Origin of the sequence: Streptomyces sp. NPDC050738 (assembly GCF_040654175.1) — a bacterium.
In the GTDB taxonomy this organism is placed as follows: Bacteria; Actinomycetota; Actinomycetes; order Streptomycetales; family Streptomycetaceae; genus Streptomyces.
Genome location: NZ_JBFAHN010000023.1, coordinates 1 through 26,551, shown reverse-complemented (window position 1 = coordinate 26,551; position 26,551 = coordinate 1). Strand labels below are relative to the sequence as shown.

The window sequence follows — 26,551 nt, the reverse complement described above, 5'->3', positions numbered from 1 at the left end:
TGATCACGCGGATGGGGGCAGGGGTGGTCACTTCGTGTCCTCCGGAGAAGGGTCGGACGAAGGGGCGAGCGGCATCCGGGCCGCGACCCGGAAGCCGCCGTCGGGCAGTGGGCCCGTGTCCAGGGCGCCGCCGGTCAACCGTACGCGTTCACGCATCCCGATCAGCCCGTGTCCCGTCCCCGTGCCGCTCTCCAGCGGTGAACCGGGCGCATCGGACGGGCCGTTCACCACGACGACCGTCAGATACGCCCCGTCCGAGGCCACCGATACCCGTGTCGGCGCACCCGGCGCGTGCCGCACCACATTGGCCAGCGCCTCCTGCACGATCCGGTACGCGGAGAGGTCCACGGCGGGCGGCAGCGCGCCCGGCGCCGACAGCGCTGCGGGCAGCGACAGCTCGGCCGGGACCCCCGCCCGTACCGTCGCCTCGACCAGCTGCTGCGCCCGCCCGATCCCCGGCTGCGGCGCCCGCTCGCCCTCCGTACCGTCGTTGCGCAGCACCACGAGCAGCCTGCGCATCTCCGACAGCGATTCGCGCGCGCTCGCCGCGATCGACCCGAACTCCTCGGCGGCCTCCGCGGAAAGCCCGGTCAGCCGGTACGGCGCCGAGTCCGCCTGGACGGTGATCACCGACATGTGATGGGCGACCACATCGTGCAGTTCGCGGGCGATACGGGCCCGCTCCTCGAGCAGCGTCCGCTGCGCCCGCTCGGCCTCGCTCAGCGTCTGCGCCTCGGAGAGCCGCCGCTGTGCCTCACCGCGCTCGCGCACCGCGCCGCCGATGACCAGGACCACCGAGGACAGGATGAACAGCAGCGCGTTGGTGCCGTCGTTGCGGTCGGGGAAGGCGAGGCCGAGCCCCAGGCAGGCGGCGCCCGTGATCAGCCAGACCCCGATGAGGGTCCGGCGCTTCTCGCGCAGCGCGATCGCGAGCAGCAGGAAGAGATAGCCGATGAGGACGGGCGCGGGCCAGGGCCAGACGTTGTCCTGGTAGTGGTGGCCGACGAGCACCAGCGCTCCGGCGACATCGGCGGGCAGCACGATCCACCAGGCCTGGAGCGGCCGGTGGGCCAGCATCAGCAGCGGCACGGTCTGCGCGACGGCCAGGGCGCCGGCGAGCGCTCCCGGCACGTCGTACGAACCGGTGAGGACCACGATGGTGATCGGCAGGAAGGCGCCGGTGAGCGAGAGCACGACGACGTACGGCAGGATCCGCTGCCACTGCCTGGGCGAGTCGGCGAACGGCGCCGTCGGTGCGTGCGAGGGGTGGGCGATCCCGTGGGCGAGGGCGCGCAGATTGCGCAGCCCGGCGGTGAGGAGGCCGTCGGTCGGGGGCGGCGGGGGAGAGGGTGGCGTCATGGCGTGATCAGCGTAGGCAGGGATGCGTCGGGGACGCGTCATACCGGGGTATCGGCCGCCGGGTCGTACCTGCGTAGGGGGCCGCTGGAGCTACAGCTCGGCGAGGAGCTCCGCCTTCTTCGCGCCGAACTCCTCGTCCGTCACCAGGCCCGCCCGGTGCAGCTCGCCCAGGTGCCGTATCCGGTCGGCGACGGCGGCGGGGTCGCCCCGCCCCGCGACCGCGGCGGGTGCCGCCGTACCGCCGGCGCCGCGTGCGGCCCACAGCACGGCCGCGGCGAAGGGCAGCGACTCGTGCACCGGGCCGTAGCCGAGGCCGAAGACCACCGCCGAGGGGTCCTGGTCGGCCTGGGCCGGCTGCGGGGTGCCGTTCGTATCGCGCGGCATCAGCCGGAGGAAGCCCTCGAAGAGTTCGGGGGAGCGCCACTCGACCCCGGCGAGGTCGCGCACGGGGAAACTCTGGTCGCCCGCCTTCCACTTGGCCGAGGAAGCACCCGTCCAGAACCACCGGAAGGAGACCTTGGACCCGTCGAAGGAGGCTTTTCCGTCGTACGCCTTGAAGTGCAGGGGGGCCTGCGGAGGCTCCACCAGGAACCGGTCGGCGGGCTGTTTGGCCTCGGGGGTGATGACGGCGGCGAGCTCGTCCGCGTAGTACTCGGCGAGCGTCTCGCGCTCGGCGGGAAGCACCAGCCGGTAGGGGTCGCACGCCTCCTTGAGCTGGCCGGAAGCGGCCTCCATCAGCGGATCGGCGCCCTGGCGCACCACGGCGTGCAGCACCACCGTCCCGCGCTTGCCCGGCGCGAGCGACACCGACTCCAGCGCCTCGTGCGGGATGCGTCGCTCGCCCAGCGCCTGGAAGAGCTTCGGCGTGCGGATACCCCGTTCGAAGCGGATGAGGACGGAGTCGGACTCGAACTCCCAGGAGGCATGAATTCCGGCCAGTACGTCGCCCATGCGCTTCATCGTAGGCGGCGTGCGCCCGCGCGTCGCCCCTGTGAGCCGCCTACGAATTGCAGGCACTCCCGCCGTCCGCACAGCTCACTTCCTGGTACGAACCGACCCCGATGGCGGCGAAGTTGCTGAGACTGGCCGTTCCGGGAGTGAAATATCCGGCGTGCCCGATCGCGCCCTTGGCCGACATCACCCGTGCCCCGAAGGCCGGATCCACCGGGTCCTGCCCGTGCCCGAGGCCGCCGACGTCCAGGTGCGGGACGTCCCCGATCCAGTCGTCGCGGTCCCGCATCGCCCAAACGTTGGCGTCGGTGTGCAGCTGCGAGACCTTCTCGGCGCGCATGCCGGGGCTGCCGGCGACCGCCACATCGCTCACCCGGGAGGGGAGTTGGCGGGCGGCGACACCGCAGACCACGGATCCGTAGCTGTGGCAGAAGAGCTCGACCGGGGCGGCGCCTGGCAGGGCGGAGACGAGGTCGTTGAGGCGTACCGCGCCGTCCTCGGCGAGCCGTCCGATGGCCGCGTCCACGCCGATACCGACGGGCGCGGTGTAGTCGGCCCAGGCGATGACGGCGGTGCGGGTCGTCGGGGACGCGGACTGCTCGGCCGCGTACAGCGACTTGGCCATGCCGACCGGCGCGGAGTACGGGCGCCAGCTCTTCTCGAAGGTGAGCGCCGTCGTGTCGACTCCGGGGACGATGACCGAGACCCGCTGGGCGGTCTTCAGGTCGCCGAAGACCTCGGCGACCTTGCCGCTTCCCGCGGGGTCGAAGGCGAGGACCTGCCGGTCGCCTGAGGCGAGGGCCTCGAAGCGGTGCATACGGTTCGAGGCGTCCTTGCGGCCGTCGGCCGAGAGTTCCGTGTCGTGCGTACGCCGCTCCTCGACGGTGACCGCCTCGTTCAGCGCGAGCCGGTTCGCCTGATAACGCAGGGTCACCGGAGCGCCGTTGAGATTGCCCACGACCAGCGGATAGCGGTCGGCGAGGCGGGTCTGCTCGGCTGCGGTGAGCGAGGCGAAGAAGTGCGCGAGCCGTTGCGGCCGCGCGTCGGCGCCCGGCAGGTCGAGACCGTCGATGGAGCCCCGGCTCCATGCGGCGAGAGCTGCCAGACGTGGCTGGCCGTCGCCCTTGTGCTGGCGTACGGCGGTCCAGCCGGTGGTCGCCAGCATCACGAACACCACCGCGAGCGCGAGCAGTGCGCGCCAGGCGGTGAGGGTGGGGGAGGAGTCGAAGGAAGTCACTGCGGAACACCCTAGGAGACGTAACCGTGACCTAGCCACGAGAGTGAGACAGATCACGTTTCACAGAGGGAATGTGCGCGGGTGATTACGCTCCGCGTGCGCCCGGCGTGGGTGAATTGCCCCAATTTCCCGCCAATGCCGGTCCGATATGGCCGAGATGGGTGACGGTCAGTTGGCGGATCGCGTCCACGCTCAGGTCCTGTCCCTGTCCCCAGATACGCCCGGTCATCCGCATCACGCCGGTGTATGCGGCGACGGCGATGCGCGGCCGCGGGTCGGCGTTCACATCAAGGCCCTCGCGCTCGGCGATGACTTGGGCGACCTCCTCCTCCAACTCGGCGGAGTGGCGCAGGTGGGCGGCGAGCAGCGCCGGGGTCGACTCGATCAGCTGGTACGTACGCATGTGCAGCTCGATTGGGATCAGCGCCTCGATCGCCTCGCCGATCGAGTCCCAGGAGGCGAGCACCGCCCGGTACATCGCCTCGAACGGATTCTCCTGCGGCGGCCGCTCGCGCAGCGCCGCCAGGAACTGCGACTCGGCGAGGAGCTGGACACAGAGGGCGACCTCCTCCTTGTTGGCGAAGTACCGGAAGAAGGTGCGCTGGGAGACCTCGACGGCGTCCGTGATCTCGTCGACCGTCGTCTGCTCGTACCCCTTGGTGGTGAAGAGTTCGAGCGCCGCGCGCAGGAGAGCGTCACGGGTGCGCTGTTTCTTCAGCTCGCGCAGTCCCGTCCGCACCATCTGCTCCACAGGTCCCTCTTTTCTCCGCTTTGTCCAGCTCAGCCTACCTGTGAGCTACGTGACACTTACTGACGTGTGAAGGGCTTTGTCAACTGTCAGCGACTGACACTATTCTCGCGGGCATGACTAGTCAGACCACTGTCGAAAAGACCTCGCGGGACGACGCCGCAGGGCCGCCGGCCAAGGGGCTCCGCGGCCACCCCTGGCTGACGCTGATATCCGTGGCCGTCGGCGTGATGATGGTCGCGCTCGACGGAACGATCGTCGCGATCGCCAATCCCGTCATCAAGGACGACCTGAACGCGACGTTCGCCGACGTCCAGTGGATCACCAACGGATACTTCCTCGCCCTCGCGGTCACCCTGATCACGGCGGGCAAACTCGGCGACCGCTTCGGCCACCGGCAGACCTTCCTCATCGGCGTCACCGGATTCGCCGCCGCCTCGGGCGCCATCGGCTTCTCCGGCACCGTCACCCTGGTCGTCACCTTCCGCGTGCTCCAGGGACTCTTCGGCGCGCTGCTGATGCCGGCCGCGCTCGGACTGCTGCGCGCCACGTTCCCCGCCGAGAAGCTGAACATGGCCATCGGTATCTGGGGCATGGTCATCGGCGCCTCCACCGCGGGCGGACCGATCCTCGGCGGACTGCTCGTCCAGCACGTCAGCTGGCAGTCGGTCTTCTTCATCAACGTGCCCGTCGGCGTGATCGCCCTCATCGTCGGCCTCGTGATCCTGAAGGACCACCGCGCGGAGAACGCGCCCAGGTCCTTCGACCTCCTGGGCATCGCCCTGCTCTCGGCGGCCATGTTCTGTCTGGTCTGGGCGCTCATCAAGGCCCCGGCCTGGGGCTGGGGCGACGCCAAGGTCTGGATCTTCCTGGGCGTCTCCGTCGCCGCCTTCCTCTTCTTCGGCTTCTGGGAGACGAAGGTCAGGGAACCGCTCATCCCGCTGACGCTGTTCCGTTCCGTACCGCTCACCGCCGGCACCGTGCTGATGGTGCTGATGGCCATCGCCTTCATGGGCGGCCTCTTCTTCGTCACCTTCTATCTGCAGAACGTGCACGGCATGAGCCCGGTCAAGGCGGGCATGCACCTCCTGCCCCTGACCGGCATGATGATCGTCGCCTCCCCCCTGGCGGGTGCGATGATCACCAAGGTCGGGCCCCGGATCCCCCTCGCGGGCGGCATGGCGTGCACAGCCCTGGCGATGTACGGGATGTCCACGCTCGACACCGACACCGGCAGCCTCGTCATGTCGATCTGGTTCGGGCTGCTCGGCCTCGGCCTCGCGCCGGTCATGGTCGGCGCCACCGAAGTCATCGTCGGCAATGCCCCGATGGAGCTCTCCGGCGTCGCGGGCGGCCTCCAGCAGGCCGCGATGCAGATCGGCGGATCGCTGGGCACGGCCGTGCTCGGCGCCGTCATGGCCTCCAAGGTCGACAACGACCTCGCGGGCAACTGGGCGGACGCGGGTCTCCCGCCGCTCACGGGTGACCAGCTGGCACAGGCCTCGCAGGCCGTCCAGGGCGGTGCGGGTCCCGTCCCGCCGAACACCCCGGCCGACGTGGCCGAGAAGATCAACGCGGTGGCCCACGACACCTTCATCTCGGGCATGGGCCTGGCCTCGCTCGTCGCCTGCGGCGTCGCGGTGGTCGCGATCTTCGTCGCGCTGCTGACCAAGCGCGGCGACAACGCGGAGGCGGGTGCGGGCGCGGCCCACATCTGACGTCAACTCCGCGCCCCGCACAGCCCCGCCGGACGGTTCCGGCGGGGCTGTCGCCTATCCGGGTGATCCGTGCCGGCAGGCCTTCCCTCGTTGCGTACGCGCAGGTCAGCGTGGTCCCAACTGATCCGCACCACACGGGGGTTGATTCCTATGCGTACGACCGTCATCACCGCGGCCGCCCTGGCCGCCACCTTCCTGGCCCAGCTCGGCGCGTGCGCGCCCGGCGCGCTCTGCCTCTGGGACGCGCCCGGATTCAAGGGCGGGCACCTGACGTACGAGCTCACCGAAACCGGCACCGGCAGCTGCGTCGCGCTGCCCGCTGGGACCACGGCCCAGGCCCTGGCCAACCGCATGGGACGTCCCGTCACCACCTACCAGTCGGCGGAGTGCGAGGAGACCGGCGAGTTCGAGACGTATCCGGGTGGCGGCACCTGGGTCCCCCAATCGCCGTATCTCGTACGGGCCTTCAAGGTCTGGGAGCGCTGAGGGCGGGTACGCGAGGGGTGGGCCCGAATCGACAACCTCAAGGGAGTGATGATGACGGGCTATGGAAACTCCTCGCGTACGCGCAAACACCCCCGCTCACGAGGCCGCATGGGGTCGCGGAGCGGGCCGGACCGCGCGACGCTCGGGATCATCGGGCTGGTCTGCGCGATCGCCGGATTCTTCGTGCTGGGGATCATCCTCGGCCCGGCGGCGGTCGTCGCAGGGTGGCTGAGCATGGGCCGCAGGTGGGCGAGCGACAACATCCCCGCGGTGGTCGCGGTGGCGCTCGGCGCGATCGACATCGTGCTGGCATTCGTCTGGCTGGTCGGCCAGGGGACGCCGGGCAACGGCTTCTTCTAGAGACTCAACGCACCGGTTCGTCGGCGGCGGCATCTGTCTGCGAGGGCAGGGTCGCCGCCGACAGCTGTTTGAGCTCGGCGCGCAGCGAGACGACCTCCGCCGTCAGCGCCTCGATCGCGGCCGTCCGGCGGCGCTCCTGCTCGTCGTCCTTGTTGAACCGCGAGATGAACCAGGCCGCGATGTTGGCGGTCACCACACCCAGCAGCGCTATGCCCGAGAGCATCAGCCCGACCGCGATGATGCGGCCGAGTCCTGTGGTGGGCGCGTGATCCCCGTATCCGACCGTGGTCATGGTGGTGAAGCTCCACCACAGCGCGTCGCCCAGCGTCTTGATGTTGCCGCGGGGAGCGCCTCGTTCGGCCTGCAGCACGGCGAGCGAACCGAACATCAGCAGCCCGACCACCGCGCCCCCGACGTAGGTCGTGAGCTGTATCTGCGGGGCCATCCTGGCCCGCCGTCCCACCAGGGTGAGCGTGGAGACCAGCCGCAGCAGCCGCAGGGGCTGGGCGAGGGGCAGCAGGACCGCGATCAGGTCCAGCCAGTGGGTGCGTACGAAGAACCACCGGTCAGGGGTGAGCGCGAACCGCACCAGATAGTCGACCGCGAAGGACGACCACACCACCCATTCGGTGACCGAACACAGCTCGCGCACCCAGGAGTCGGCGTCGGGCGCGACGATCGGGACCGCGTACGCGAGCGCGAAGGCGATGGCCAGCGCGAGGAGCGGCCACTGGGTGTGCCGCTCCCATCGCATCTGTGCGGGTTGCTGCTTCATGGAGGCCATCGTAGGGACGGCAGGGAACACGTAAAGGCGGCGAGACCCTCGCCGGGTCCCGCCGCCTTTACGTGAAGGTGACTACGCGTCGAAGGTGACTACGCGTCGCCGCCGGCCGCGCCCGGGTCGGCCGAGGCCACGTCCAGGAGTTGGTAGCGGTCCACCGCCTGCTTCAGCAGCGAGCGGTCGATCTTCCCCTCCTTGGCGAGCTCGGTGAGCACCGCCAGGACCACCGACTGGGCGTCGATGTGGAAGAAGCGGCGGGCCGCGCCACGGGTGTCGGCGAAGCCGAAGCCGTCGGCGCCCAGCGACTGGTACGGACCCGGAACCCAGCGCGAGATCTGGTCGGGAACGGACCGCATCCAGTCCGAGACGGCCACGAACGGGCCCTCGGCACCGGCCAGTTTCTGCGTGACGTACGGGACGCGCTGCTCCTCCTCCGGGTGGAGCAGATTGTGCCGCTCGACGTCGACGGCCTCGCGGCGCAGCTCGTTCCAGGAGGTCGCGGACCAGACGTCGGCCTTGACGTTCCACTCCTCGCCGAGGATCCGCTGGGCCTCGACGGCCCACGGGACCGCGACGCCCGACGCCATGATCTGGGCCGAAATGGCGCCCTGCTCACCGGACTTGTAGCGGTGGATGCCCTTGAGGATGCCGTCCACATCGACGTCTGCGGGCTCGGCCGGGTGCTGGATCGGCTCGTTGTAGACGGTGAGGTAGTAGAAGACGTCCTCGCTGTCGGGGCCGTACATCCGGCGCAGACCGTCCTTGACGATGTGCGCGATCTCGTACCCGAAGGCCGGGTCGTAGGCGACACAGCCCGGGTTGGTCGAGGCGAGCAGCTGGGAGTGTCCGTCCGCGTGCTGCAGACCCTCACCGGTCAGAGTCGTACGGCCGGCGGTCGCACCCAGCACAAAACCGCGCGCCAACTGGTCGGCCATCTGCCAGAACTGGTCACCGGTGCGCTGGAAACCGAACATCGAGTAGAAGACATAGACCGGGATCAGCGGTTCGCCATGGGTCGCGTACGCGGATCCGGCCGCGATCAGCGAGGCCGTGCAGCCCGCCTCGGAGATGCCGTCGTGCAGCATCTGACCGGTCGGCGACTCCTTGTAGGCGAGGAGCAGATCGCGGTCCACGGCCTCGTACTGCTGGCCGAGCGGGTTGTAGATCTTCGCGCTCGGGAAGAACGCGTCCATGCCGAAGGTGCGGTACTCGTCGGGCGCGATCAGCACGAACCGCTTGCCGATCTCCTTGTCCCGCATGAGGTCCTTGAGCACGCGGACGAAGGCCATGGTCGTGGCGATCGACTGCTGCCCTGAACCCTTCTTCGCGGTCACGTACGCCTTGTCGTCCGGCAGCGCGAGCGGCTTGGACCGGACGACGCGGGTGGGCACGTACCCGTCGAGCCCGCTGCGCCGGTCGTGCATGTACTGGATCTCTTCGGAGTCGCGACCCGGGTGGTAGTACGGCGGGTAGCCCTCGTCGAGCTGCTTGTCCGTGATCGGGATGTGCAGCCGGTCGCGGAAGCGCTTGAGGTCCTCGGTCGTCAGCTTCTTCATCTGGTGGGTCGCGTTGCGGCCCTCGAAGTTCGGCCCCAGCGTCCAGCCCTTGACGGTCTGGGCGAGGATCACGGTCGGCTGGCCCGTGTGCGCCTTGGCCGCCGCGTAGGCCGCGTAGACCTTCTTGTGGTCGTGACCGCCGCGCCCCAGGTGCAGGATCTGCTCGTCGGTCATGTTCTCGACCATGGCCCGCAGCCGGTGGTCGTCGCCGAAGAAGTGCTCGCGGATGTACGAGCCGGTCTCGGTCGCGTACGTCTGGAACTGGCCGTCCGGGGTCGTGTTGAGCTTGTTCACCAGGATGCCGTCGCGGTCCTGCGCGAGCAGCGGGTCCCAACTCCGGTCCCAGACCAGCTTGATGACGTTCCAGCCGGCGCCGCGGAACTGCGACTCCAGCTCCTGGATGATCTTGCCGTTGCCGCGCACCGGGCCGTCCAGGCGCTGCAGGTTGCAGTTGACGACGAAGGTGAGGTTGTCGAGGCCCTCACGCGCGGCGATGGAGAGCTGGCCGAGCGACTCGGGCTCGTCCATCTCGCCGTCACCGAGATACGCCCAGACGTGCGACTTGGAGGTGTCGGCGATGCCGCGCGCCTCCATGTAGCGGTTCATCCGCGCCTGATAGATCGCACCGAGCGGGCCCAAACCCATCGAGACGGTCGGGAACTCCCAGAAGTCCGGCATGAGGCGCGGGTGCGGGTACGAGGAGAGCCCGTACGGCGCCTTGGACTTCTCCTGGCGGAAAGCGTCCAGCTGCTGCTCGCTGAGGCGGTCCAGGAGGAACGCACGGGCGTAGATGCCGGGCGAGGCATGGCCCTGGAAGAAGATCTGGTCGCCACCGTCTCCCTTGTCCTTGCCGCGGAAGAAGTGGTTGAAGCCGACGTCGTAGAGCGACGCGGAGGACGCGAAGGTGGCGATGTGGCCGCCGACCCCGATCCCCGGGCGCTGGGCGCGCGAGACCATGACGGCCGCGTTCCAGCGGGTCGCGTTGAGGACCTTGCGCTCGATCTCCTCGTTGCCGGGGAAGAACGGCTCGTCCTTGGTGGCGATCGTGTTCACGTAGTCCGTGCTGCGCATCTCGGGCACGGCCACGCGCTTCTCGCGGGCGCGCTCGATCAGACGGAGCATCAAATAGCGGGCACGCTCACGGCCCCGCTCGTCGACGGCGGCGTCGAGGGAGTCCAGCCATTCCTGGGTTTCTTCCGGATCGAAGTCCGGGACCTGGCTGGGAAGGCCGCCAATGATGATCGGGTTGCGATCGGATGCGGAAGCCACGCTGTTCCTTCGCTGTTCGGTGGAGCGTCTACAGGGACGTCTGCGGGACAGAACCGCTTCCATCGTGGACCGCTCCGGCGTAAACGTCATCTCTACCGAGAGGTAACCACTGCACGGGAGGGAGTTCGGCCAAATCGCAATCTTACGCCCATGTCGCGCACCCGTTCCCGACGGCTTTCCGGGCCTGTCGCGGGCCCGGACGACGCACCGAAGCCGCGGATGGTCACAAATGCGGACCAACCGTGTGGGATGAATCACCAAGAGGGGTCCGGACCTGCCAGGAGTTGGGGTGAGGTGCCTGGAAACGTCACCGTTTCGGCGGTCTCGGCGGCCGGGTACTTGCGCGATCCGCCCCGTCCGTGTGGACTACGGCCAACGCCCCGCGCCCGCGCGTGGCTGAAGCATTTCCCGAAAAACGATCAGGAGGCAATCCGTGAGCGCGACCGCGGACCACGCGGAGGAGCGAACCAACCCGGCAGCACGCCTGGGGTTCGAGCCCGGACAAGTGGTCCAGGAGATCGGCTACGACGACGACGTCGAGCAGGAACTCCGTGAGGGCATTGAGGCCATTACCGGCCAGGAACTCGTCGACGAGGAATACGACGACGTCGCTGACGTCGTCGTGCTCTGGTTCAGGGACGAGGACGGCGACCTTACGGACGCGCTGGTTGACGCCATCGGTCTGATCGAAGAGGGCGGCGCGGTCTGGCTGATGACTCCGAAGACAGGCCGAGACAGCTATGTCGAGCCGAGTGACATCAACGAGGCATCGCAGACCGCGGGCCTCGCCCAGACCAAGAGCGTCAGCGCCGGCAAGGACTGGACGGGCAGCCGTCTGGTCACCCCGAAGGCGGTGAGGTCCAAGCGCTGAGCCGTCACCGGCCGCGTAAGGACTCCGCACGGACGAAAGCAGAGGGCCCCCACCGACTCCGGTCGGTGGGGGCCTTCCGCATAGGCTGGGCACCACCTGAACGGCGCAACCGAGGGAAGGCGTTTCCATGGCGATCGAGGTCGGCACCAAGGCCCCGGAATTCGAGCTGAAGGACAACCACGGCCGGACCGTGAAGCTCGCCGACTTCCGCGGTGAGAAGAACGTGGTGCTGCTCTTCTACCCCTTCGCTTTCACGGGTGTGTGCACGGGCGAGCTGTGCGCGCTGCGCGACGAGTTGCCGCAGTTCGTCAACGACGACGTGCAGCTGCTCGCCGTATCGAACGACTCCATTCACACCCTGCGGGTCTTCGCCGAGCAGGAGGGGCTCGAATACCCCCTCGTGTCGGACTTCTGGCCGCACGGCGAGACCTCGCGCGCCTATGGCGTCTTCGACGCGGACAAGGGGTGCGCGGTGCGCGGCACCTTCATCATCGACAAGGAGGGCGTCGTCCGCTGGAGCGTCGTCAACGCTCTGCCGGACGCGCGTGACCTGAACGAGTACGTCAAGGCGCTCGACGCGCTCTGACAAGAGTCTGCCGTGGCCGGGAACCGGTCACTAGGATCTGTTCGTTGATCCGATGCCAATGCAATTGCACCAACTGTGGCAACACATCTAGGGAGGACTCGTGGGAGTCAGCCTCAGCAAGGGCGGCAACGTCTCGCTGACCAAGGCCGCACCCAACCTGACGGCGGTCATCGTCGGTCTCGGCTGGGACGCGCGCACCACCACCGGAGGCGACTTCGACCTCGACGCCAGCGCGCTGCTGACGAACGAAGCGGGCAAGGTCGCCAACGACTCGAACTTCGTCTTCTTCAACAACCTCAAGAGCCCCGACGGCTCGGTGGAGCACACCGGTGACAACCTCACCGGTGAGGGCGAGGGCGACGACGAGGTCATCAAGGTGAACCTCGCCGGGGTGCCCGCCGATGTCGCCAAGATCGTCTTCCCGGTCTCGATCTACGAGGCCGAGAGCCGCCAGCAGAGCTTCGGCCAGGTGCGGAACGCGTACATCCGCGTGGTGAACCAGGCCGACAACACCGAGCTGGCGCGCTACGACCTGAGCGAGGACGCCTCGACGGAGACCGCCATGGTCTTCGGCGAGCTCTACCGCAACGGCGCGGAGTGGAAGTTCCGTGCCATCGGCCAGGGCTACGCCTCGGGTCTGCGCGGTATCGCCCAGGACTTCGGGGTCAACGTCTAGCAGGGCCTGTCACACCGTCCGGCGCCGCACTCGACCAGTGCGGCGCCGGACGCGCTCAACACCTGTCTTCGTACCTCGGGGAGGACCAAAGACCATGGGCGTCACGCTCGCCAAGGGAGGCAATGTCTCCCTCTCCAAGGCCGCACCCAACCTCACGCAAGTACTGGTCGGGCTCGGCTGGGACGCACGCTCCACCACCGGAGCCGACTTCGACCTCGACGCCAGCGCGCTGCTGTGCCAGTCGGGGCGGGTGCTCGGCGACGAGTGGTTCATCTTCTACAACCAACTCACCAGCCCGGACGGCTCGGTGGAGCACACGGGTGACAACCTCACCGGTGAGGGCGACGGCGACGACGAGTCGATCCTGGTGGATCTCTCCAAGGTGCCCGAGCACTGCGACAAGATCGTCTTCCCTGTCTCGATCCATGACGCGGACAACCGTGGCCAGACCTTCGGCCAGGTCAGCAACGCTTTCATCCGCGTCGTGAACCAGGCGGACGGCCAGGAACTCGCCCGTTACGACCTGAGCGAGGACGCTTCCTCGGAGACCGCGATGATCTTCGGCGAGCTCTATCGGTACGGCGGGGAGTGGAAGTTCCGTGCCGTCGGGCAGGGGTACGCGTCAGGACTCCGGGGCATCGCTCTAGACTTCGGGGTCAACGTTTCGTAAAGCCTTATCAATGGGGTAGCCAGTGATTCTGAAAACCTTCGGCTGGTCGTTCGCGATCACCGCGATCGGCCTGGCCTTGGGGGTGCTCTACGACGGCTGGACGGCGTTCGGCGTCGTCGCCATCCTGGCGGTCCTCGAGGTCTCGCTGTCGTTCGACAACGCGGTGATCAACGCCGGCATCCTGAAGAAGATGAATGCCTTCTGGCAGCGCATCTTCCTCACGATCGGCGTGCTGATCGCCGTCTTCGGCATGCGGCTGGTGTTCCCCGTCGTCATCGTCGCCATCAGCGCCAAGCTCGGCCCCATCGAGGCGGTCAGGCTCGCGCTGAACGACAAGGACCGCTACCAGCAGCTCGTCACCGACGCGCACCCGTCCATCGCGGCCTTCGGCGGCATGTTCCTGCTCATGATCTTCCTCGACTTCATCTTCGAGGACCGGGACATCAAGTGGCTCGCGTGGCTGGAGCGCCCGCTCGCCAAGCTCGGCAAGGTCGACATGCTGTCGGTCTGCATCGCGATGATCGTGCTGCTCGTCTCCGCGTTCACCGTCGCCACCCACGCCCACCAGCACGGCGGCGTCCATGTGGACAAGGCGCAGACGGTGCTGATCTCCGGCCTCGCCGGACTGATCACGTATCTCGTCGTCGGCGGGCTCTCCGGATTCTTCGAGAACCGTCTCGAGGAAGAGGAGGAGCGCGAGCACGAGGCCGAGGAAGCGGCCGAGAAGAGCGGCAGCGTCGTTCCCGCGGCCGTCATGGCCGGCAAGGCCGCGTTCTTCATGTTCCTCTACCTCGAGGTCCTCGACGCGTCCTTCTCCTTCGACGGGGTCATCGGCGCCTTCGCCATCACCAACGACATCGTGCTGATGGCGCTGGGCCTGGGCATCGGCGCCATGTACGTACGTTCGCTGACGGTCTACCTGGTCCGCCAGGGCACCCTCGACGACTACGTCTACCTGGAGCACGGCGCGCACTACGCGATCGGCGCGCTCGCCGTCATCCTGCTCGTCACCATCCAGTACGAGATCAACGAGGTCATCACCGGCCTCGTGGGCGTCGTGCTGATCGCCTGGTCGTTCTGGTCGTCGGTGCGCCGCAACAAGCGCATCGAGGCGGAGGGCGGCGGGGATTTTAGCGAAAAGCAAGAAGTCTCCTCCGGGGTGTGACCCGGAGCAGATTGCGGAACGCTCTGAGCGGGGCGGCTTCGAGGCGCACAGTCTCCTGGCCGTCCCGCTGTTCTGTGCGGGACACGAGACATCTGGGGGTGGGCGATGGCCTTCTGGGACAGCTTCAAGAGGGAGAACCATCCGCACTACGAGTCGGGCAGCGCGGCATCCAACTCCATCGAGCTGACGAAGCGCCACCCGTCGGTCTCGCTCACCAAGCAAGGGGCGACCACCGGCAACCTGCGCGTCAACCTGTCCTGGCGGATGCGCAGTTCCGACATCGGCGGCCGCTCGAAGGGGAACGGCAGCCTGCTGCGGCACCCCCTCAAGATGTTCCAGCCCGACGTGGTCCAGGCGCACACCCAGGGTGTCGTCAACGTCGACCTCGACCTGGGCTGCCTCTATGAGCTGGAGGACGGCACCAAGGGCGTGGTGCAGCCGCTGGGCGGCCTGTTCGGCGACCTGAACGCGCCGCCGTACGTCCAGCTGAGCGGTGACGACCGGTTCGGCTCCCCGTCGGGCGAGACGATCTTCGTCAACCTCGACCACCGCGAAGAGATCAAGCGGCTGCTGGTTTTCGTCTACATCTACGACCAGACGCCCGCCTTCGACCGTACGCACGCGGTGGTGACGCTCTACCCGAGCAACGGGCCGCGGATCGAGATCAACCTGGAGGAGCGGGCCCCGGAGGCACGTTCCTGCGCGGTCGTCTCCATCGAGAACGTCAAGGGCGACATGGTCGTGCGCCGCGAGGTGAAGTTCGTGTACGGCTTCCAGGCGGAGCTGGACCGGCTCTACGGATGGGGGCTGCAGTGGGGCCGGGGCTACAAGGCCAAGATCTGAGCTAGCGCGGCAGGAACTGCGGACCCATCGGCGGCAGCCGGAAGTTCGGGTCGGGGGCGAAGGCGGCGGCCGCGGCCGGCTGCGGGTAGCCGTACGCGGGCTGGGTCGTCATCGACTGCGGGTAGCCGTACGCCGGCGGTTCCTGCGGCTGCGGGGGTACGGGCGCGGGGGCCTGGGCCGGCTGGTCCGGCTGCGTCTCCGTCTCGTCGACCGAGATGCCGAAGGCGGTGGCCAGACCGATCAGCCCCGTCGGATACCCCTGCCCCACCGCCCGGAACTTCCAGCCCTCCCCGCGCCGGTAGAGCTCGCCGCAGATGATCGCCGTCTCCTCGCCGGTCTCCGGCTTCACCTCGAAGACCGTCAGCGGCTGGCCCTCGCCGCCGCCCGCCCCCGCGTCGTACAGCAGGATCTGCAGGTCCCGTACGGACTGGAACGGCACGTCACGGTCGGTCGAAGCGGCGAGCACCACCTGGTCGACCGAAGGGTCGAGACGGGCCAGATCGACCTCGACGGTGTCGGTGCGGGCGCCGGTGACGGCCTTCTTGGGCAGCCTGCGGACCAGTCCCGAGGGGTGACGCGGCTGGTTGTAGAAGATGAAGTCCTCGTCGGAGCGCACCCGGCCGTCGGCACCCAGGAGCAGGGCCGAGGCGTCCACGTCGTGGCCGTCGGGGCCCGGAATCCAGCGGATCACGGCGCGCACGGCCGTGGCGTCCAGCGGGACGTTCGAACCCTTCAACATGGCGTGCGTCATGCCGGTCATCCTGCCTCCCGGGCCCGCACCGGTACAACGCGGGGTTTCACATACGTCCAGTACATGGTGCGGAAGCGGGCGAGTTACCTGAATTTCACGTGCTTGAGGAACTCTTGACGTCGCTTATACGTACTATTACCGGCCACACAACCTCAGCGCCACCGTGGCAGTACGGGGGATTTACATGCGTCATTTCGGGCATATCCCGGCCGCTGTCCGGGACGGACTGTTCCACCAGCAGCCGGCAGAGTTCAGCGCCGCCTCACCGGCGCACACGCTTGCCGCCGCACTCGGCGCCACGCTCTACAGCCCTGCCACCCGGCCTCGGCTCGCGGACGACGTGGTGAAGCAGGCCGGGCGCGGCGTCGTCTCCATGGTCCTGTGCCTGGAGGACTCCATCGACGACTCCGAGGTCGCCGGCGGCGAAGCCAATCTCGTGCGCCAGTTCGCCGACCTCGCGGCCCGCGGCAGCTGCGACGTTCCGCTGCTCTTCATCCGGGTGCGCGAGCCCGCCCAGATACCCGACCTGGTGCGCAGGCTCGGCGCCGCGGGCCGGCTGCTCTCGGGATTCGTGCTGCCGAAGTTCACCGAGGAGCGCGGAGTGGCCTTCCTGGAGGCGCTCGCCGCGGCGGAGGCGGCGAGCGGGCAGCGGCTCTTCGCCATGCCGGTCCTCGAATCGCCCGAGCTCCTCCACCTGGAGACCCGCACCGAAGCCCTCGCCGGGATCGCCCGCACCGTCGACAAGTACCGCGAGCGGGTCCTCGCGCTGCGGCTCGGCGTCACCGACTTCTGCTCGGCGTACGGACTGCGCAGGGCGCCCGACATGACCGCGTACGACGTTCAGATCGTGGCCGCCGTCATCGCGGACGTCGTGAACGTCCTGGGGCGCTCGGACGGCACTGGATTCACCATCACCGGGCCAGTCTGGGAGTACTTCCGCGTCCAGGAGCGGATGTTCAAACCGCAGCTGCGCCGCAGCCCCTTCATGGAGGGGCGGGCGGAGGAGCTGCGCACCGCGCTCATCGAGCACGACCTGGACGGACTGCTGCGCGAGATCGAACTCGACCGGGCCAACGGCCTGCTCGGCAAGACCTGCATCCACCCCTCGCACGTCGTCCCCGTCCACGCGCTGTCGGTCGTCAGCCACGAGGAGTTCAGCGACGCGCAGGACATCCTGCGGCCGGACCGGGGCGGCGGCGGAGTGCTGCGTTCCGCGTACACGAACAAGATGAACGAAGTGAAGCCGCACCGGGCCTGGGCCGAGCGGACACTCCAGCGGGCCGAGGCGTTCGGCGTCGCGAAGGAAGACATCGGCTTCGTGGAGCTGCTGACGGCCGGCCTCAACGCGTGACACGACACGCACGACGAACGGAAGAGACACAGCGAGTGGTCTGGTCGGGAACATGGGTCGCGGAGCGGCTCGACGTCCGCCTCGTCGGGGACGAGTCGCTGCCGGGCCTCCTCGGCCTGGCCCTGCGCCGCAACCCCAAGCGGGCGCACCTGCTGGTGTCGAACGTGCTGGGCAAGCACGTGCCGCAGAAGCCCTCGGTGGTGTACGGATCGGGGTTCGCGCTGGGCGAGCGGGTCCTGGAACTGCTCGGCACCGAAGCCGCGGCGCGGTCGGTGGTCCTCGGATACGCCGAGACCGCGACCGCCCTGGGCCATGCGGTGGCCGACGGTGTGGGCCTGGTCCCGTACCTGCATTCGACCCGCCGCCAGGTTCCCGGGGTCGCCACGGCCGGAGGCTTCGAGGAGTCCCACTCCCACGCCACGTCGCACCTGCTGCTCCCGGAGAACCCGCGGCTGCTGGCCGGGGACGGCCCGCTGATCCTCGTGGACGACGAGTTCTCCACCGGCAACACGGTGCTCAACACGATCCGGGACCTGCACGCGCGCTACCCGCGCGGGCGGTACGTGATCGTCGCTCTGGTCGACATGCGCTCGCCGCAGGACCACGGCCGCCTGACGGAGTTCGCCCAGGAGATCGACGCACAGGTCGACCTGGTGGCGATGGCATCGGGGACGGTGCGCCTGCCCGACGGCGTACTGGAAAAGGGCCGGCTCCTGGTCGAGGAGCACGAGGCCGCGCAGCCGGGCACGGACCGCGCCGAGGCCCTGCCCGATCAGCGCGGGACGGCCCCGGCGCCCCGTCCCGGCCGCGGCACCGTCACCCGCGTCGCCCTCGACTGGCCCGCCCGCATACCCGACGGCGGCCGCCACGGCTTCACGCCCGCGCACCGCACGGCCCTGGAGGCCGCGCTGCCGGGCATGGCGGCCCGCATCGCGGCAGAGCTGGCCGCCGCGCCTGCGCCCGCCGCCCCCGCGCCCGGCGCGCCGCGCACCCCCCGCGTGCTCGTCCTCGGCTTCGAGGAGCTCATGTACGCGCCGCTGCGGCTCGGGCTCGCGCTGGAGGAGGGCGGGGCCGACGTCAGGTACTCCACCACCACCCGCTCGCCCGTCCTCGCCGTCGACGACCCCGGGTACGCCATCCGCACCCGCCTCGTCTTCCCCTCCCACGACAACCCCGACGACGGGCCCGGGCCCCGGTTCGCGTACAACGTGGCCGGCGCGGGCTTCGACGCCGTCATAGCCGTCGTCGACTCCACCGCGGACACCCCCGAACTGCACGCCCCCGACGGCCTGTTGGACCGCCTCGCGGCGCACACCCCGCGCGTGCTCCTGGCCGTCGTCCCCAGTTACGCACCCGAACGGCAGGAAACGCCCCCCATGCCCCAGAGCCTGCCCGAGCCCTTGCGCGGCCCCGCCTTCTCCTCGTACGCGCCGGAGGACGTCGGCTGGCTCCTCCAGGACCTCTCCGGCGTGGAGCTCGAGGCGCCCACCGAGGAGCGCGAGGAGGCGATACAGGCGGGCGGCGCCCACTACGCGGAGTCGCTGCCCGTCGAGTACCAGCCCAGCGCGCAGTACCAGCAGCTCTTCCACGCCGCCCTGGAGACCTCGGCGGCCCGCATCGCCCAGGCCGTCGGCACCGTCACCGAGACCGTCCTCGCCGAGCGCTCCCCGCGCCCCGTGCTGGTCTCGCTCGCCCGCGCGGGCACCCCGGTCGGCGTCCTGATGCGACGCTGGGCCCAGCAGCGCCGTGGCCTCGACCTTCCGCACTACGCCGTCTCCATCGTCCGCGGCCGGGGCATCGACACCAATGCCCTGCGCTGGCTCGCCGCGCACCACGACCCCGCCGACGTCGTCTTCGTCGACGGCTGGACGGGCAAGGGTGCCATCACCCGCGAGCTCGCCGAAGCGCTGGAAGCCTTCCCCGGCTTCAATCCGGAGATCGCGGTCCTCGCCGACCCGGGCGGCTGCGTCGGTACGTACGGCACCCGCGAGGACTTCCTGATCCCGTCCGCCTGCCTCAACTCCACGGTATCCGGGCTCATTTCACGCACCGTGCTCCGCGCCGACCTCGTGGGCCCCGACGACTTCCACGGCGGTAAGTTCTACCGCGAACTGATGGACGCGGACGTCTCCACCGACTTCATCGACACGGTCGCCGCCCACTTCGACGAGGTCGCCGACGCCGTCGACACCGAGGTCAAGGAGCTCCTCTCGGCGGACCGCTCGCCGACCTGGGAGGGCTGGGCCGCCGTCGAGCGGATCAGCGAGGAGTACGGCATCCACGACGTCAACCTCGTCAAGCCGGGCGTCGGCGAGACCACCCGCGTCCTGCTGCGCCGCGTCCCCTGGAAGATCCTGGCCCTTCGCGGCGCGGGCCCCGACCTCGATCACGTACGCCTCCTCGCCGAACAGCGCGGCGTCCCCGTCGAGGAGGTCGACGGCCTTCCGTACACCTGCGTGGGTCTGATCCACCCGCGCTTCACGCGCGGCGCGACCGGCGCGGACGGCAAGGCGGTGGCGGCCAAGTGACCACCACACCCACCACACCCGCCAAAGGCCCCGTCCTGGTCGCGAGCGACCTCGACCGCACCCTCATCTACTCCCGGGCCGCACTCGCCCTGACGATGCCCGACGCGGTGGCCCCGCGCCTGCTGTGCGTCGAGATCTACGAAGGCAAACCGCTCTCCTACATGACGGAGACGGCGGCCTCCCTGCTGCCCGAGGTCGCGGCGCGCACGGTCTTCGTGCCCACGACGACCCGCACCCGCAAGCAGTACCAGCGCATCCAACTGCCTTGCCCGCCACCGAAGTTCGCGATCTGCGCCAACGGCGGCCACGTCCTCGTCGACGGCGTGAGCGACCCGGACTGGCACCGCGGCGTCACCCGCCGCCTCGCCGACGAGTGCGCCTCCCTCGCCGAGGTCCGCAGCCACCTCGTCTCCGCCGCCGACCCCTCCTGGCTGCGCAAGGAGCGCGTCGCCGAGGACCTCTTCGCGTATCTGGTCGTCGAGCGCGAGCAGCTGCCGGAGGGCTGGCTGAAGGAACTGTCCGAGTGGACGGAGCCCCGCGGCTGGACCGTCTCGCTGCAGGGCCGCAAGATCTACGCCGTACCGAAGCCCCTCACCAAGAGCGCCGCCATGCGCGAGGTGGCCGACCGCTCCGGAGCCCAACTCACCCTCGCCGCAGGCGATTCGCTCCTCGATGCCGACCTGCTCCTCGCCGCCGACCACGGCTGGCAGCCGGGCCACGGCGAGCTCGCCGACTCCGGCTGGAGCGCCCCGAACGTCACGGCGCTCACCGAGCGCGGCGTGGCCGCAGGCGAGGAGATCCTCCGCCGATTCCTGGAGCCGGGACCTAAAGTCGCAGCATGACCAAGGGAAACAGCACCAAGATCACCGACGAGCTGTACGCGTACATGCTCGACCACAACCCCCCGCTGGATGCCGTCCAGCGCGACCTCGTGGAGACGACGTACGCCACCTTCCCCGACTACGCGGGAATGCAATCGGCCCAGGAACAGGGCCCGTTGCTCGCTTTCCTGGTCCGGCTGACCGGCGCCCGCCACATCGTCGAGGTGGGCACCTTCACCGGTTTCTCCGCGCTCTCCATGGCGCAGGCGCTCCCCGAGGACGGCCGGCTCATCGCCTGCGACGTCTCGGAGGAGTGGACCGCGTACGGCAAGGAGGCCTGGACCAGGGCCGGGGTGGCGAGCCGTATCGACCTGCGGATCGCACCGGCCGTCGACACCCTGCGCGCGATGCCGGCCGAGCCGCACATCGACCTCGCATACGTCGACGCCGACAAGGGCAACTACATCGCGTACTGGGAGGAGTTGGTGCCCCGGATGCGCCAGGGCGGGCTGATCGTCGCCGACAACGTGCTCTTCCACGGCGAGGTCGTCGACCCGAGCGCATCGGGCAGTGCGGCGGCCATCCAGAAGTTCAACGACCATGTGGCCGCCGACCAGCGGATGGAGAGCGTGCTGCTGGCCATCTCGGACGGCCTCACGCTCTCCCGCAAGCGCTGACGGGCAACCGTCCGTACGTCAGCTGCAGCAACCCCCGCCGCAGCACCCGCCACCACCGCCGCCTGCGGACGGCGCGGGCCCTGATCCCTGCGTCCCGCCCACCGCGACAGCGGACAGCAGCTTCACGGTGTCGTCGTGCCCGGCGGGGCACGATGCGGGGTCCGACGACTGGGCCATCGGACGGCTGACCTCAAAGGTGTCGCCACAGCTGCGGCAGCGGTACTCGTAACGGGGCATGCGCCCAGGCTAGCGGTGCCCCGCACCCGCCGACCCGCGCCCACCGCAATCAGTGGGCGCCCGCACCCCGGTCCTCGCGGATCTCCGCCACGACGCGCGCCGTCGCCTGCCGTACGGCCTCGGTCTCGGTCAGGAAGTGCCAGTAGTCGGGATGCCGCCCCTCGAGCCCGGCGACCGCCCGGTCCAGGCGCCCCACCGCGTCGTCCAGCGGCCGGGCATGGCGCGGGTCGGGCGTGTTTCGCCCGGCCATCGCGAGCCGCTGCGCATCGCGCAGCGCGAACCGCGTGCGCTGGATCTCCTGCTGCGGATCCTTGGCGACGGCATTCAGCCGCTCCAGCCGCCCGCCGGCGGCAGACACGGCCTCATCCGTGGTGTTCAGCAGCGCCCGCACCGTGGTCAGCAGCGACGTCGCATCGGGCCACCGCTGCTCGTCCCGCGCCTTGGCGGCGTCCCGCAGCTTCTCCTCCGCCTGGCGCACCGCCAGGGCCGCCTGCTCCGGCACATGCTGCAGGTCCTGCCAGCACGGCGCGGTGAACCTGCGCCGCAACTCGCTCAGCACCGGATCCACCGTGCCCGCCCGGGTCGTCAGCGCCTGCGCACGCGTCCGCAGCGATACGAGCCGACGGTCGATCTCCGCCGCCCGCTCGGGCAGCCGCGCGGCCTCGGTACGTACGGCCTCGGCATCGCGCAGCACCCGGTCCGCACGCTGCAGCGTGTCCGACACACCGTGCTGCCCGGCCCCCTGATTGAGCCTGGTCAGCTCGGGCGCGAGAGCGGCGAGCCGCGCGGCGAGGTCGTCGGCCTTCAGCCCGGCCGCCCGTACGGCATCCAGCGCGTTGCTCGCACCCAGCAGCGCCTGCCGCGCCCGCTCCACGGCGGGCGCCAGCCGAGCAAGCTGGGTCTCGGCCTTCCCGAGGAGCGACCCGAGCCCCTGACCGAACCGGTCGAGCTCGCCCTTCACCCGTACAAGATCGTCCTTGGCCCGCGTCAGCTCGGTGCGCGCCTGCGCGGCGACGGACGCCTCAAGATCGTCCCGGTCGAGATCATGGGCATCGACAGCGGTGATGTAGGCCGTACTGACCTCGTCGATGCGCCGCCCGAGTGCCGCGAAATCGTCCGCGGCCCTGCGTGCGGCGGGCGAGCTGTCCACCGCGGTGATCGTCTCGATCGAGATCTCAAGATCGCGCTGCGCGGTGTCCAGCTCCAGGAAGGCCGCAGCGGCCGCATCCTTCGCGGCCTGCGCATCGGCCCGCACGCTCTCCCCGCGCCCGCCGAACCAGCGCCTGGTCCCGCCCCCGGCAAAGGCCGAGGTCATCGCGGCGGCAAGGAGCGGCAGCGGCAGAACCATGACCGTGAGGATGTCGCGGACGTCCCGGACGGCAGAACTCGATCGCGCGTGCGACTGACCGCTCCTTGCCCGTCCTGCCGTCACAATCCCTCTCCCGTGCTGGTCCGTCCTGCCCGGTACATTCTCCCACCCGGTAAGGACGAACACACGGGCCGGTTAGTTCGCGCTTCGGACGGTGACTTCCCCGTTGTCACTCGTCGCACGCACCACATGGGCACTCGTGTCGCTGCGGGGCACGTCCACATGCACGTCACCGTTGCTGGTCTTGGTGCTCACCTGATAGGTGACCCCCGACCCACCGGGCAGCGCGATCTCCACCGCGCCGTTGTTGCTGCTGGTCTCGACCCGGTCGGGCACCGAGGCGAGCGTGAGCCGCACGGACCCGTTGTTCGAGTCGGCGACGACGCTCTTCGAGGTGATCCCCTCGCCCTCGACCTTCCCGTTGTCGCTGTTGAGGTCGAGCGGCCCACTGGAGTCGCGTACGGTCACCCGCCCGTTGTCGGACCGCAGCTTGAGCGAAGTGCTGAACCCGGTGGCGGTGACGGCCCCGTTGTCGGCCTGCACGGTCACGGTCACCCCGCGCGGCACCTTCACCTCGTGCCGCGCCTCACAACTGCTCGCCACCGCATCGCACTTCACCCGCAGCTTGAGCGTCCCGTCCTTCATCGACCACTTCGCCTCGGGACCGGTGCCCATGAACACCCACCCGTCCACGCGCCGGGTGACCTCGACGTCCTTCACATCGGCGGGCACCAGCTCGATCTGCGAATCGTCCGAGACGATGGTCAGCGTCTTCCCGCTGAACGCGAACGACTTGTGCTCGGCCTTGGCGTCCCCCGCATCCGCACCGCACCCGGTCAGCGCGAAGGACACGAGGACGGCGCCGCCTGCGGCGAGCAGCGTGCGAGTACGGAGTGCCACAGTGATCATTCCCCCAACTAGAACCCGACGATGCGCTCACGGTACGAACCGGCCCCCCGACCCCGCGATCCGGCCGCCCACCGCATCCGAGGTGGGGATAACCCCCGGCACGGCCCGCCCAACGGGTTTGCGAGCAGCCCCCACCAGCCATGTACTCTGTTGCTTCCTCCACGGGTGTGTAGCTCAGGGGTAGAGCGTCGCTCTTACAAAGCGAATGTCGGCGGTTCGAAACCGTCCACGCCCACCAGCACAAAGCCCCCCTGCTGTCATCGGCCGGGGGGCTTTCCCGTTCAGCCGAGCTGCTCCGCCAGTCCGACGACGATGCCCTCGGGCCCGCGGACGTAGCAGAGCAGGTAGATGTCCTCGAACCGCTCCACCTCGCCGACGAGCTCGGCGCCGTGGGTGCGCAGCCGGGCCACGGTGTCTTCGATGTCGTCGACGGCGAACATGATGCGGCGGATGCCCAGCGTGTTCGCCGGCGCGTCCTCGGGCTCGGAGCGGATCGCCTTCGGCGTGTGGAACGAGGCCAGCTCGATACGCCCATGGCCGTCGGGGACCCGCAGCATGGCGACGTCCTGCCGCACGCCGTCGACCCCGATCACCCGCTCCACCCAACGGCCTTCGACCGGCCCCTTGCCCTCCAGCTCCATACCGAGCTCGACGAAGAACGAAATAACCGCATCAAGATCCTCGACAACGATGAGAACGTTGTCCATCCGCTGGATCGTCACGCCGGGTCTCCTTCGCGTAGTACGGCCACGGTGTCCGCAGCGGCAGTATCCAGGACAGGAGCGACATGAATCAGACGATCCGCTGGTCCTACGTCTTCATCGACCGCCCCCAGGACCAGTTCGACGGGAGCTGCGCCTTCTGGACGCAGGTCACGGGCACGCATCTGTCCGAACGCCGGGGAGATCAGGGTGAGTTCGCGACACTCCTGCCCGCAGCCGGCGACGCGTGCGTGAAGATCCAGGGTGTCGGGTCGGGCGGCGGCGCGCATCCGGACCTCGCGGTGGACGACATCGACGCGTTCGTACGTGCGGCCGAGGGGCTGGGTGCCGAGGTCGTGGCAGCCGAGCCGGGACTGGTCGTGATGCGATCGCCGGGCGGCCAGCTCTTCTGCGTGGTCCCCTGGCAGGGCGAGTCCGTACGACCGGACCCGGTCGAGGGACCGGAGGGCGCGTACAGCCGCCTCGACCAGATCTGCATCGACCTGGCACCGGCCGCGTACGACACCGAAGCGGCCTTCTGGGCCGGGCTGACCGGCTGGGAGCGGGGGCAGAGCGCCCTGCCCGAGTTCCAGCGCGTCGCACCCGCCCCCGCCCTCCCTGTGCGCATCCTGTTCCAGCGCCTGGACGAGGACCGCCCGACCACGGCCCATCTCGACCTGGCCTGCTCGGACGTGGAGGCGGTCAGGACCTGGCACGAGAAGCACGGCGCCACGTTCGTCGCCCGCTTCCCGCACTGGACCGTGATGAGGGACCCGGCGGGCCTGCTCTACTGCCTCACCTCCCGCGACCCGCACACGGGGAATCCCACCGGCTGACCCGCATGTCACACATCCGACAGGCGCACCGCTCTCAGGACGCAACCGAACAGGCAAGGTTGCAGAGGAGTACGCAAATGATCCTGATCACCGGTGCGACAGGCCTGGTAGGCCGCCCGCTCGTCGACATTCTCCAGGCAGAGGGAGCCGACGTGCGGGCCGTGAGCCGTACCGCGTCCACGGCCCGCATGCCCGCCGGCGCGGAGGTGGTCGAGGGCGACCCGTCGGACCCCGCCACCCTGGCCGCGGCGATGGACGGCGTGACGAGCCTCTTCCTCCACCCACGCGCGGCCGGCGACCGCGCAACCGAACTGGTCGCGCTCGCCCGCGAGCACGGAGTGCGCCGCGTGGTGGCGATGGCCGCGCTCAACATCGACGAGCCCTTGGCGGACCAGCCGTCCCGCTACCGGGGCGACAGGAACAAGGAAGCCGAGACCGCAGCGGTGGAGAGCGGCCTGGAGTGGGTGAGCCTGCGTCCGGCGACCTTCGCGATGAGCTCCCTGCACGCATGGGGCGGGCAGATCCAGGCAGGGGACGTCGTACGAGGCCCGTACGCCGCCTTCGCCGAATCCCCGCTCCACGAACGTGACCTGGCGGCGGTGGCGGCTAACGCACTGCTGAACGACGACCTGGTGGGAACGCGGCTGGAGCTCACAGGCCCGCAGTCGCTCACACAGGAGGAGATGGTCGCGGTGCTCGGCGAAGCGATCGGCCGCCCACTGCGGTACGAGGAGGTCCCGCCGCACATCGCCGCGAAGGGGATGGTGGAGCGCGGTGTCCCCGAGCCCTTCGTCACCGCCCTGATGGCGCGATACGCCCGAGACCTCGACGGCGCTGTGCCGCGCACCGGCGAGGTGGAGAAGACCCTGGGACGCCCCGCGCTGACGTACCGCGAGTGGGCCGCCGAACACGCTGCCGCCCTGTGCGGGGCCCCGAATTGACGTGGAACCGTACGGTCCGTACTGTCCTCCGAGTTGCCACGGAACCTCACCGGTTCCGAGGCGGCCATCCCGCCGCGAAAGCGGCAACCAAACTCAGCACGACACCCCACCGGGGACAATTTCGGCATGCCGGAATTGATAACCGGGACTCGAT

26 protein-coding genes and 1 tRNA gene are annotated in these 26,551 nt (G+C 69.5%); 16 read left to right on the top strand and 11 right to left on the bottom strand.

What is annotated here, in order from left to right:
• Window positions 1-27 precede the first annotated feature (27 nt).
• The 4 genes from AB0H78_RS36025 to AB0H78_RS36010 form a co-directional block, all read right to left on the bottom strand.
• Window positions 28-1,359, bottom strand: coding sequence for a sensor histidine kinase (locus AB0H78_RS36025; RefSeq protein ID WP_363239044.1), 1,332 nt, complete (start codon window positions 1,357-1,359; stop codon window positions 28-30).
• 90 nt (window positions 1,360-1,449) lie between these two features.
• Window positions 1,450-2,310 carry a DUF4429 domain-containing protein gene (locus AB0H78_RS36020; RefSeq protein ID WP_363239043.1) on the bottom strand — a complete coding sequence of 287 codons (861 nt, stop codon included), beginning with the start codon at window positions 2,308-2,310 and terminating at the stop codon, window positions 1,450-1,452.
• Between the two features lie 49 nt (window positions 2,311-2,359).
• Window positions 2,360-3,547 carry an alpha/beta hydrolase gene (locus AB0H78_RS36015; RefSeq protein ID WP_363239042.1) on the bottom strand — a complete coding sequence of 396 codons (1,188 nt, stop codon included), beginning with the start codon at window positions 3,545-3,547 and terminating at the stop codon, window positions 2,360-2,362.
• Between the two features lie 85 nt (window positions 3,548-3,632).
• Window positions 3,633-4,289: a TetR family transcriptional regulator gene (locus AB0H78_RS36010; protein ID WP_363239106.1), complete on the bottom strand. Its 657-nt coding sequence runs from the start codon at window positions 4,287-4,289 to the stop codon at window positions 3,633-3,635.
• A gap of 122 nt (window positions 4,290-4,411) precedes the next feature.
• Here AB0H78_RS36010 and AB0H78_RS36005 point away from each other — a divergent pair, with 122 nt between their 5' ends.
• The 3 genes from AB0H78_RS36005 to AB0H78_RS35995 all read left to right on the top strand — a co-directional run bounded on the left by AB0H78_RS36005 (window position 4,412) and on the right by AB0H78_RS35995 (window position 6,859).
• Entirely contained in the window at window positions 4,412-6,013 is a 1,602-nt protein-coding gene (locus tag AB0H78_RS36005) for an MFS transporter (RefSeq protein ID WP_363239041.1), read from the top strand.
• Between the two features lie 150 nt (window positions 6,014-6,163).
• Window positions 6,164-6,499, top strand: coding sequence for a peptidase inhibitor family I36 protein (locus AB0H78_RS36000; RefSeq protein ID WP_363239040.1), 336 nt, complete (start codon window positions 6,164-6,166; stop codon window positions 6,497-6,499).
• Between the two features lie 48 nt (window positions 6,500-6,547).
• Window positions 6,548-6,859, top strand: coding sequence for a small hydrophobic protein (locus AB0H78_RS35995; RefSeq protein ID WP_363239039.1), 312 nt, complete (start codon window positions 6,548-6,550; stop codon window positions 6,857-6,859).
• 4 nt (window positions 6,860-6,863) lie between these two features.
• Here AB0H78_RS35995 and AB0H78_RS35990 read toward each other — a convergent pair whose 3' ends face one another.
• Entirely contained in the window at window positions 6,864-7,634 is a 771-nt protein-coding gene (locus AB0H78_RS35990; RefSeq protein ID WP_363239038.1) for a potassium channel family protein, read from the bottom strand.
• A 98-nt stretch (window positions 7,635-7,732) separates the two neighbouring features.
• Window positions 7,733-10,465 carry a pyruvate dehydrogenase (acetyl-transferring), homodimeric type gene (aceE, locus tag AB0H78_RS35985; RefSeq protein WP_363239037.1) on the bottom strand — a complete coding sequence of 911 codons (2,733 nt, stop codon included), beginning with the start codon at window positions 10,463-10,465 and terminating at the stop codon, window positions 7,733-7,735.
• A 433-nt stretch (window positions 10,466-10,898) separates the two neighbouring features.
• Here aceE and AB0H78_RS35980 point away from each other — a divergent pair, with 433 nt between their 5' ends.
• From AB0H78_RS35980 to AB0H78_RS35955, 6 genes are all read left to right on the top strand, one after another.
• Window positions 10,899-11,336 (top strand): DUF3052 domain-containing protein, encoded by a 438-nt coding sequence (locus AB0H78_RS35980; protein ID WP_363239036.1) that lies wholly within the window; start codon window positions 10,899-10,901, stop codon window positions 11,334-11,336.
• A gap of 127 nt (window positions 11,337-11,463) precedes the next feature.
• On the top strand, window positions 11,464-11,922 hold the full coding sequence (locus tag AB0H78_RS35975; RefSeq protein WP_363239035.1) for a peroxiredoxin: 459 nt from the start codon (window positions 11,464-11,466) through the stop codon (window positions 11,920-11,922).
• 100 nt (window positions 11,923-12,022) lie between these two features.
• The gene (locus AB0H78_RS35970; protein WP_329116757.1) at window positions 12,023-12,598 is read left to right on the top strand and encodes a TerD family protein; all 576 of its coding nucleotides are present in this window, start codon (window positions 12,023-12,025) and stop codon (window positions 12,596-12,598) included.
• Window positions 12,599-12,692: 94 nt separating this feature from the next.
• Window positions 12,693-13,268, top strand: a complete 576-nt coding sequence (locus AB0H78_RS35965) for a TerD family protein (RefSeq protein WP_363239034.1) — start codon at window positions 12,693-12,695, stop codon at window positions 13,266-13,268.
• Window positions 13,269-13,290: 22 nt separating this feature from the next.
• Window positions 13,291-14,433, top strand: coding sequence for a DUF475 domain-containing protein (locus tag AB0H78_RS35960; RefSeq protein ID WP_363239033.1), 1,143 nt, complete (start codon window positions 13,291-13,293; stop codon window positions 14,431-14,433).
• A 105-nt stretch (window positions 14,434-14,538) separates the two neighbouring features.
• Complete coding sequence (locus AB0H78_RS35955) at window positions 14,539-15,276, top strand: Tellurium resistance (protein WP_363239032.1); 738 nt, start codon at window positions 14,539-14,541, stop codon at window positions 15,274-15,276.
• A 1-nt stretch (window position 15,277) separates the two neighbouring features.
• Here AB0H78_RS35955 and AB0H78_RS35950 read toward each other — a convergent pair whose 3' ends face one another.
• Complete coding sequence (locus tag AB0H78_RS35950) at window positions 15,278-16,036, bottom strand: TerD family protein (RefSeq protein ID WP_363239031.1); 759 nt, start codon at window positions 16,034-16,036, stop codon at window positions 15,278-15,280.
• Window positions 16,037-16,211: 175 nt separating this feature from the next.
• Here AB0H78_RS35950 and AB0H78_RS35945 point away from each other — a divergent pair, with 175 nt between their 5' ends.
• Genes AB0H78_RS35945 through AB0H78_RS35930 form a run of 4 tightly spaced genes read left to right on the top strand, consistent with a single transcriptional unit; the run spans window position 16,212 to window position 21,404 of the window.
• Entirely contained in the window at window positions 16,212-17,378 is a 1,167-nt protein-coding gene (locus AB0H78_RS35945) for an HpcH/HpaI aldolase/citrate lyase family protein (protein WP_363239030.1), read from the top strand.
• Window positions 17,379-17,413: 35 nt separating this feature from the next.
• A complete protein-coding gene (locus AB0H78_RS35940) occupies window positions 17,414-19,906 on the top strand; it encodes a phosphoribosyltransferase (RefSeq protein WP_363239029.1) in 2,493 nt (830 codons plus the stop codon).
• On the top strand, window positions 19,903-20,748 hold the full coding sequence (locus tag AB0H78_RS35935) for an HAD family hydrolase (RefSeq protein ID WP_363239028.1): 846 nt from the start codon (window positions 19,903-19,905) through the stop codon (window positions 20,746-20,748). Before AB0H78_RS35940 ends, AB0H78_RS35935 begins: the two co-directional genes overlap by 4 nt.
• Window positions 20,745-21,404, top strand: coding sequence for a class I SAM-dependent methyltransferase (locus tag AB0H78_RS35930; protein ID WP_363239027.1), 660 nt, complete (start codon window positions 20,745-20,747; stop codon window positions 21,402-21,404). Before AB0H78_RS35935 ends, AB0H78_RS35930 begins: the two co-directional genes overlap by 4 nt.
• Window positions 21,405-21,422: 18 nt before the next feature.
• On the opposite strand, the gene AB0H78_RS35925 is transcribed toward AB0H78_RS35930, so the two are convergent.
• The 3 genes from AB0H78_RS35925 to AB0H78_RS35915 all read right to left on the bottom strand — a co-directional run bounded on the left by AB0H78_RS35925 (window position 21,423) and on the right by AB0H78_RS35915 (window position 23,919).
• A complete protein-coding gene (locus AB0H78_RS35925) occupies window positions 21,423-21,641 on the bottom strand; it encodes a zinc ribbon domain-containing protein (RefSeq protein ID WP_363239026.1) in 219 nt (72 codons plus the stop codon).
• 49 nt (window positions 21,642-21,690) lie between these two features.
• Complete coding sequence (locus tag AB0H78_RS35920; protein WP_363239105.1) at window positions 21,691-23,001, bottom strand: hypothetical protein; 1,311 nt, start codon at window positions 22,999-23,001, stop codon at window positions 21,691-21,693.
• Between the two features lie 144 nt (window positions 23,002-23,145).
• On the bottom strand, window positions 23,146-23,919 hold the full coding sequence (locus AB0H78_RS35915) for a DUF4097 family beta strand repeat-containing protein (RefSeq protein ID WP_363239025.1): 774 nt from the start codon (window positions 23,917-23,919) through the stop codon (window positions 23,146-23,148).
• 163 nt (window positions 23,920-24,082) lie between these two features.
• On the opposite strand from AB0H78_RS35915, the gene AB0H78_RS35910 reads away from it, so the two are divergent.
• A tRNA-Val gene (locus AB0H78_RS35910) sits at window positions 24,083-24,157 on the top strand.
• Window positions 24,158-24,200: 43 nt separating this feature from the next.
• Here the strand turns inward: AB0H78_RS35910 and AB0H78_RS35905 are convergent.
• Entirely contained in the window at window positions 24,201-24,641 is a 441-nt protein-coding gene (locus tag AB0H78_RS35905) for a VOC family protein (RefSeq protein WP_363239024.1), read from the bottom strand.
• A gap of 65 nt (window positions 24,642-24,706) precedes the next feature.
• Between AB0H78_RS35905 and AB0H78_RS35900 the strand changes: the two genes are divergently transcribed.
• Together AB0H78_RS35900 and AB0H78_RS35895 are read left to right on the top strand one after the other, a co-directional pair.
• Window positions 24,707-25,456 carry a VOC family protein gene (locus AB0H78_RS35900; protein WP_363239023.1) on the top strand — a complete coding sequence of 250 codons (750 nt, stop codon included), beginning with the start codon at window positions 24,707-24,709 and terminating at the stop codon, window positions 25,454-25,456.
• 77 nt (window positions 25,457-25,533) lie between these two features.
• Window positions 25,534-26,397, top strand: a complete 864-nt coding sequence (locus tag AB0H78_RS35895) for an NAD(P)H-binding protein (RefSeq protein ID WP_363239022.1) — start codon at window positions 25,534-25,536, stop codon at window positions 26,395-26,397.
• Window positions 26,398-26,551 lie beyond the last annotated feature (154 nt).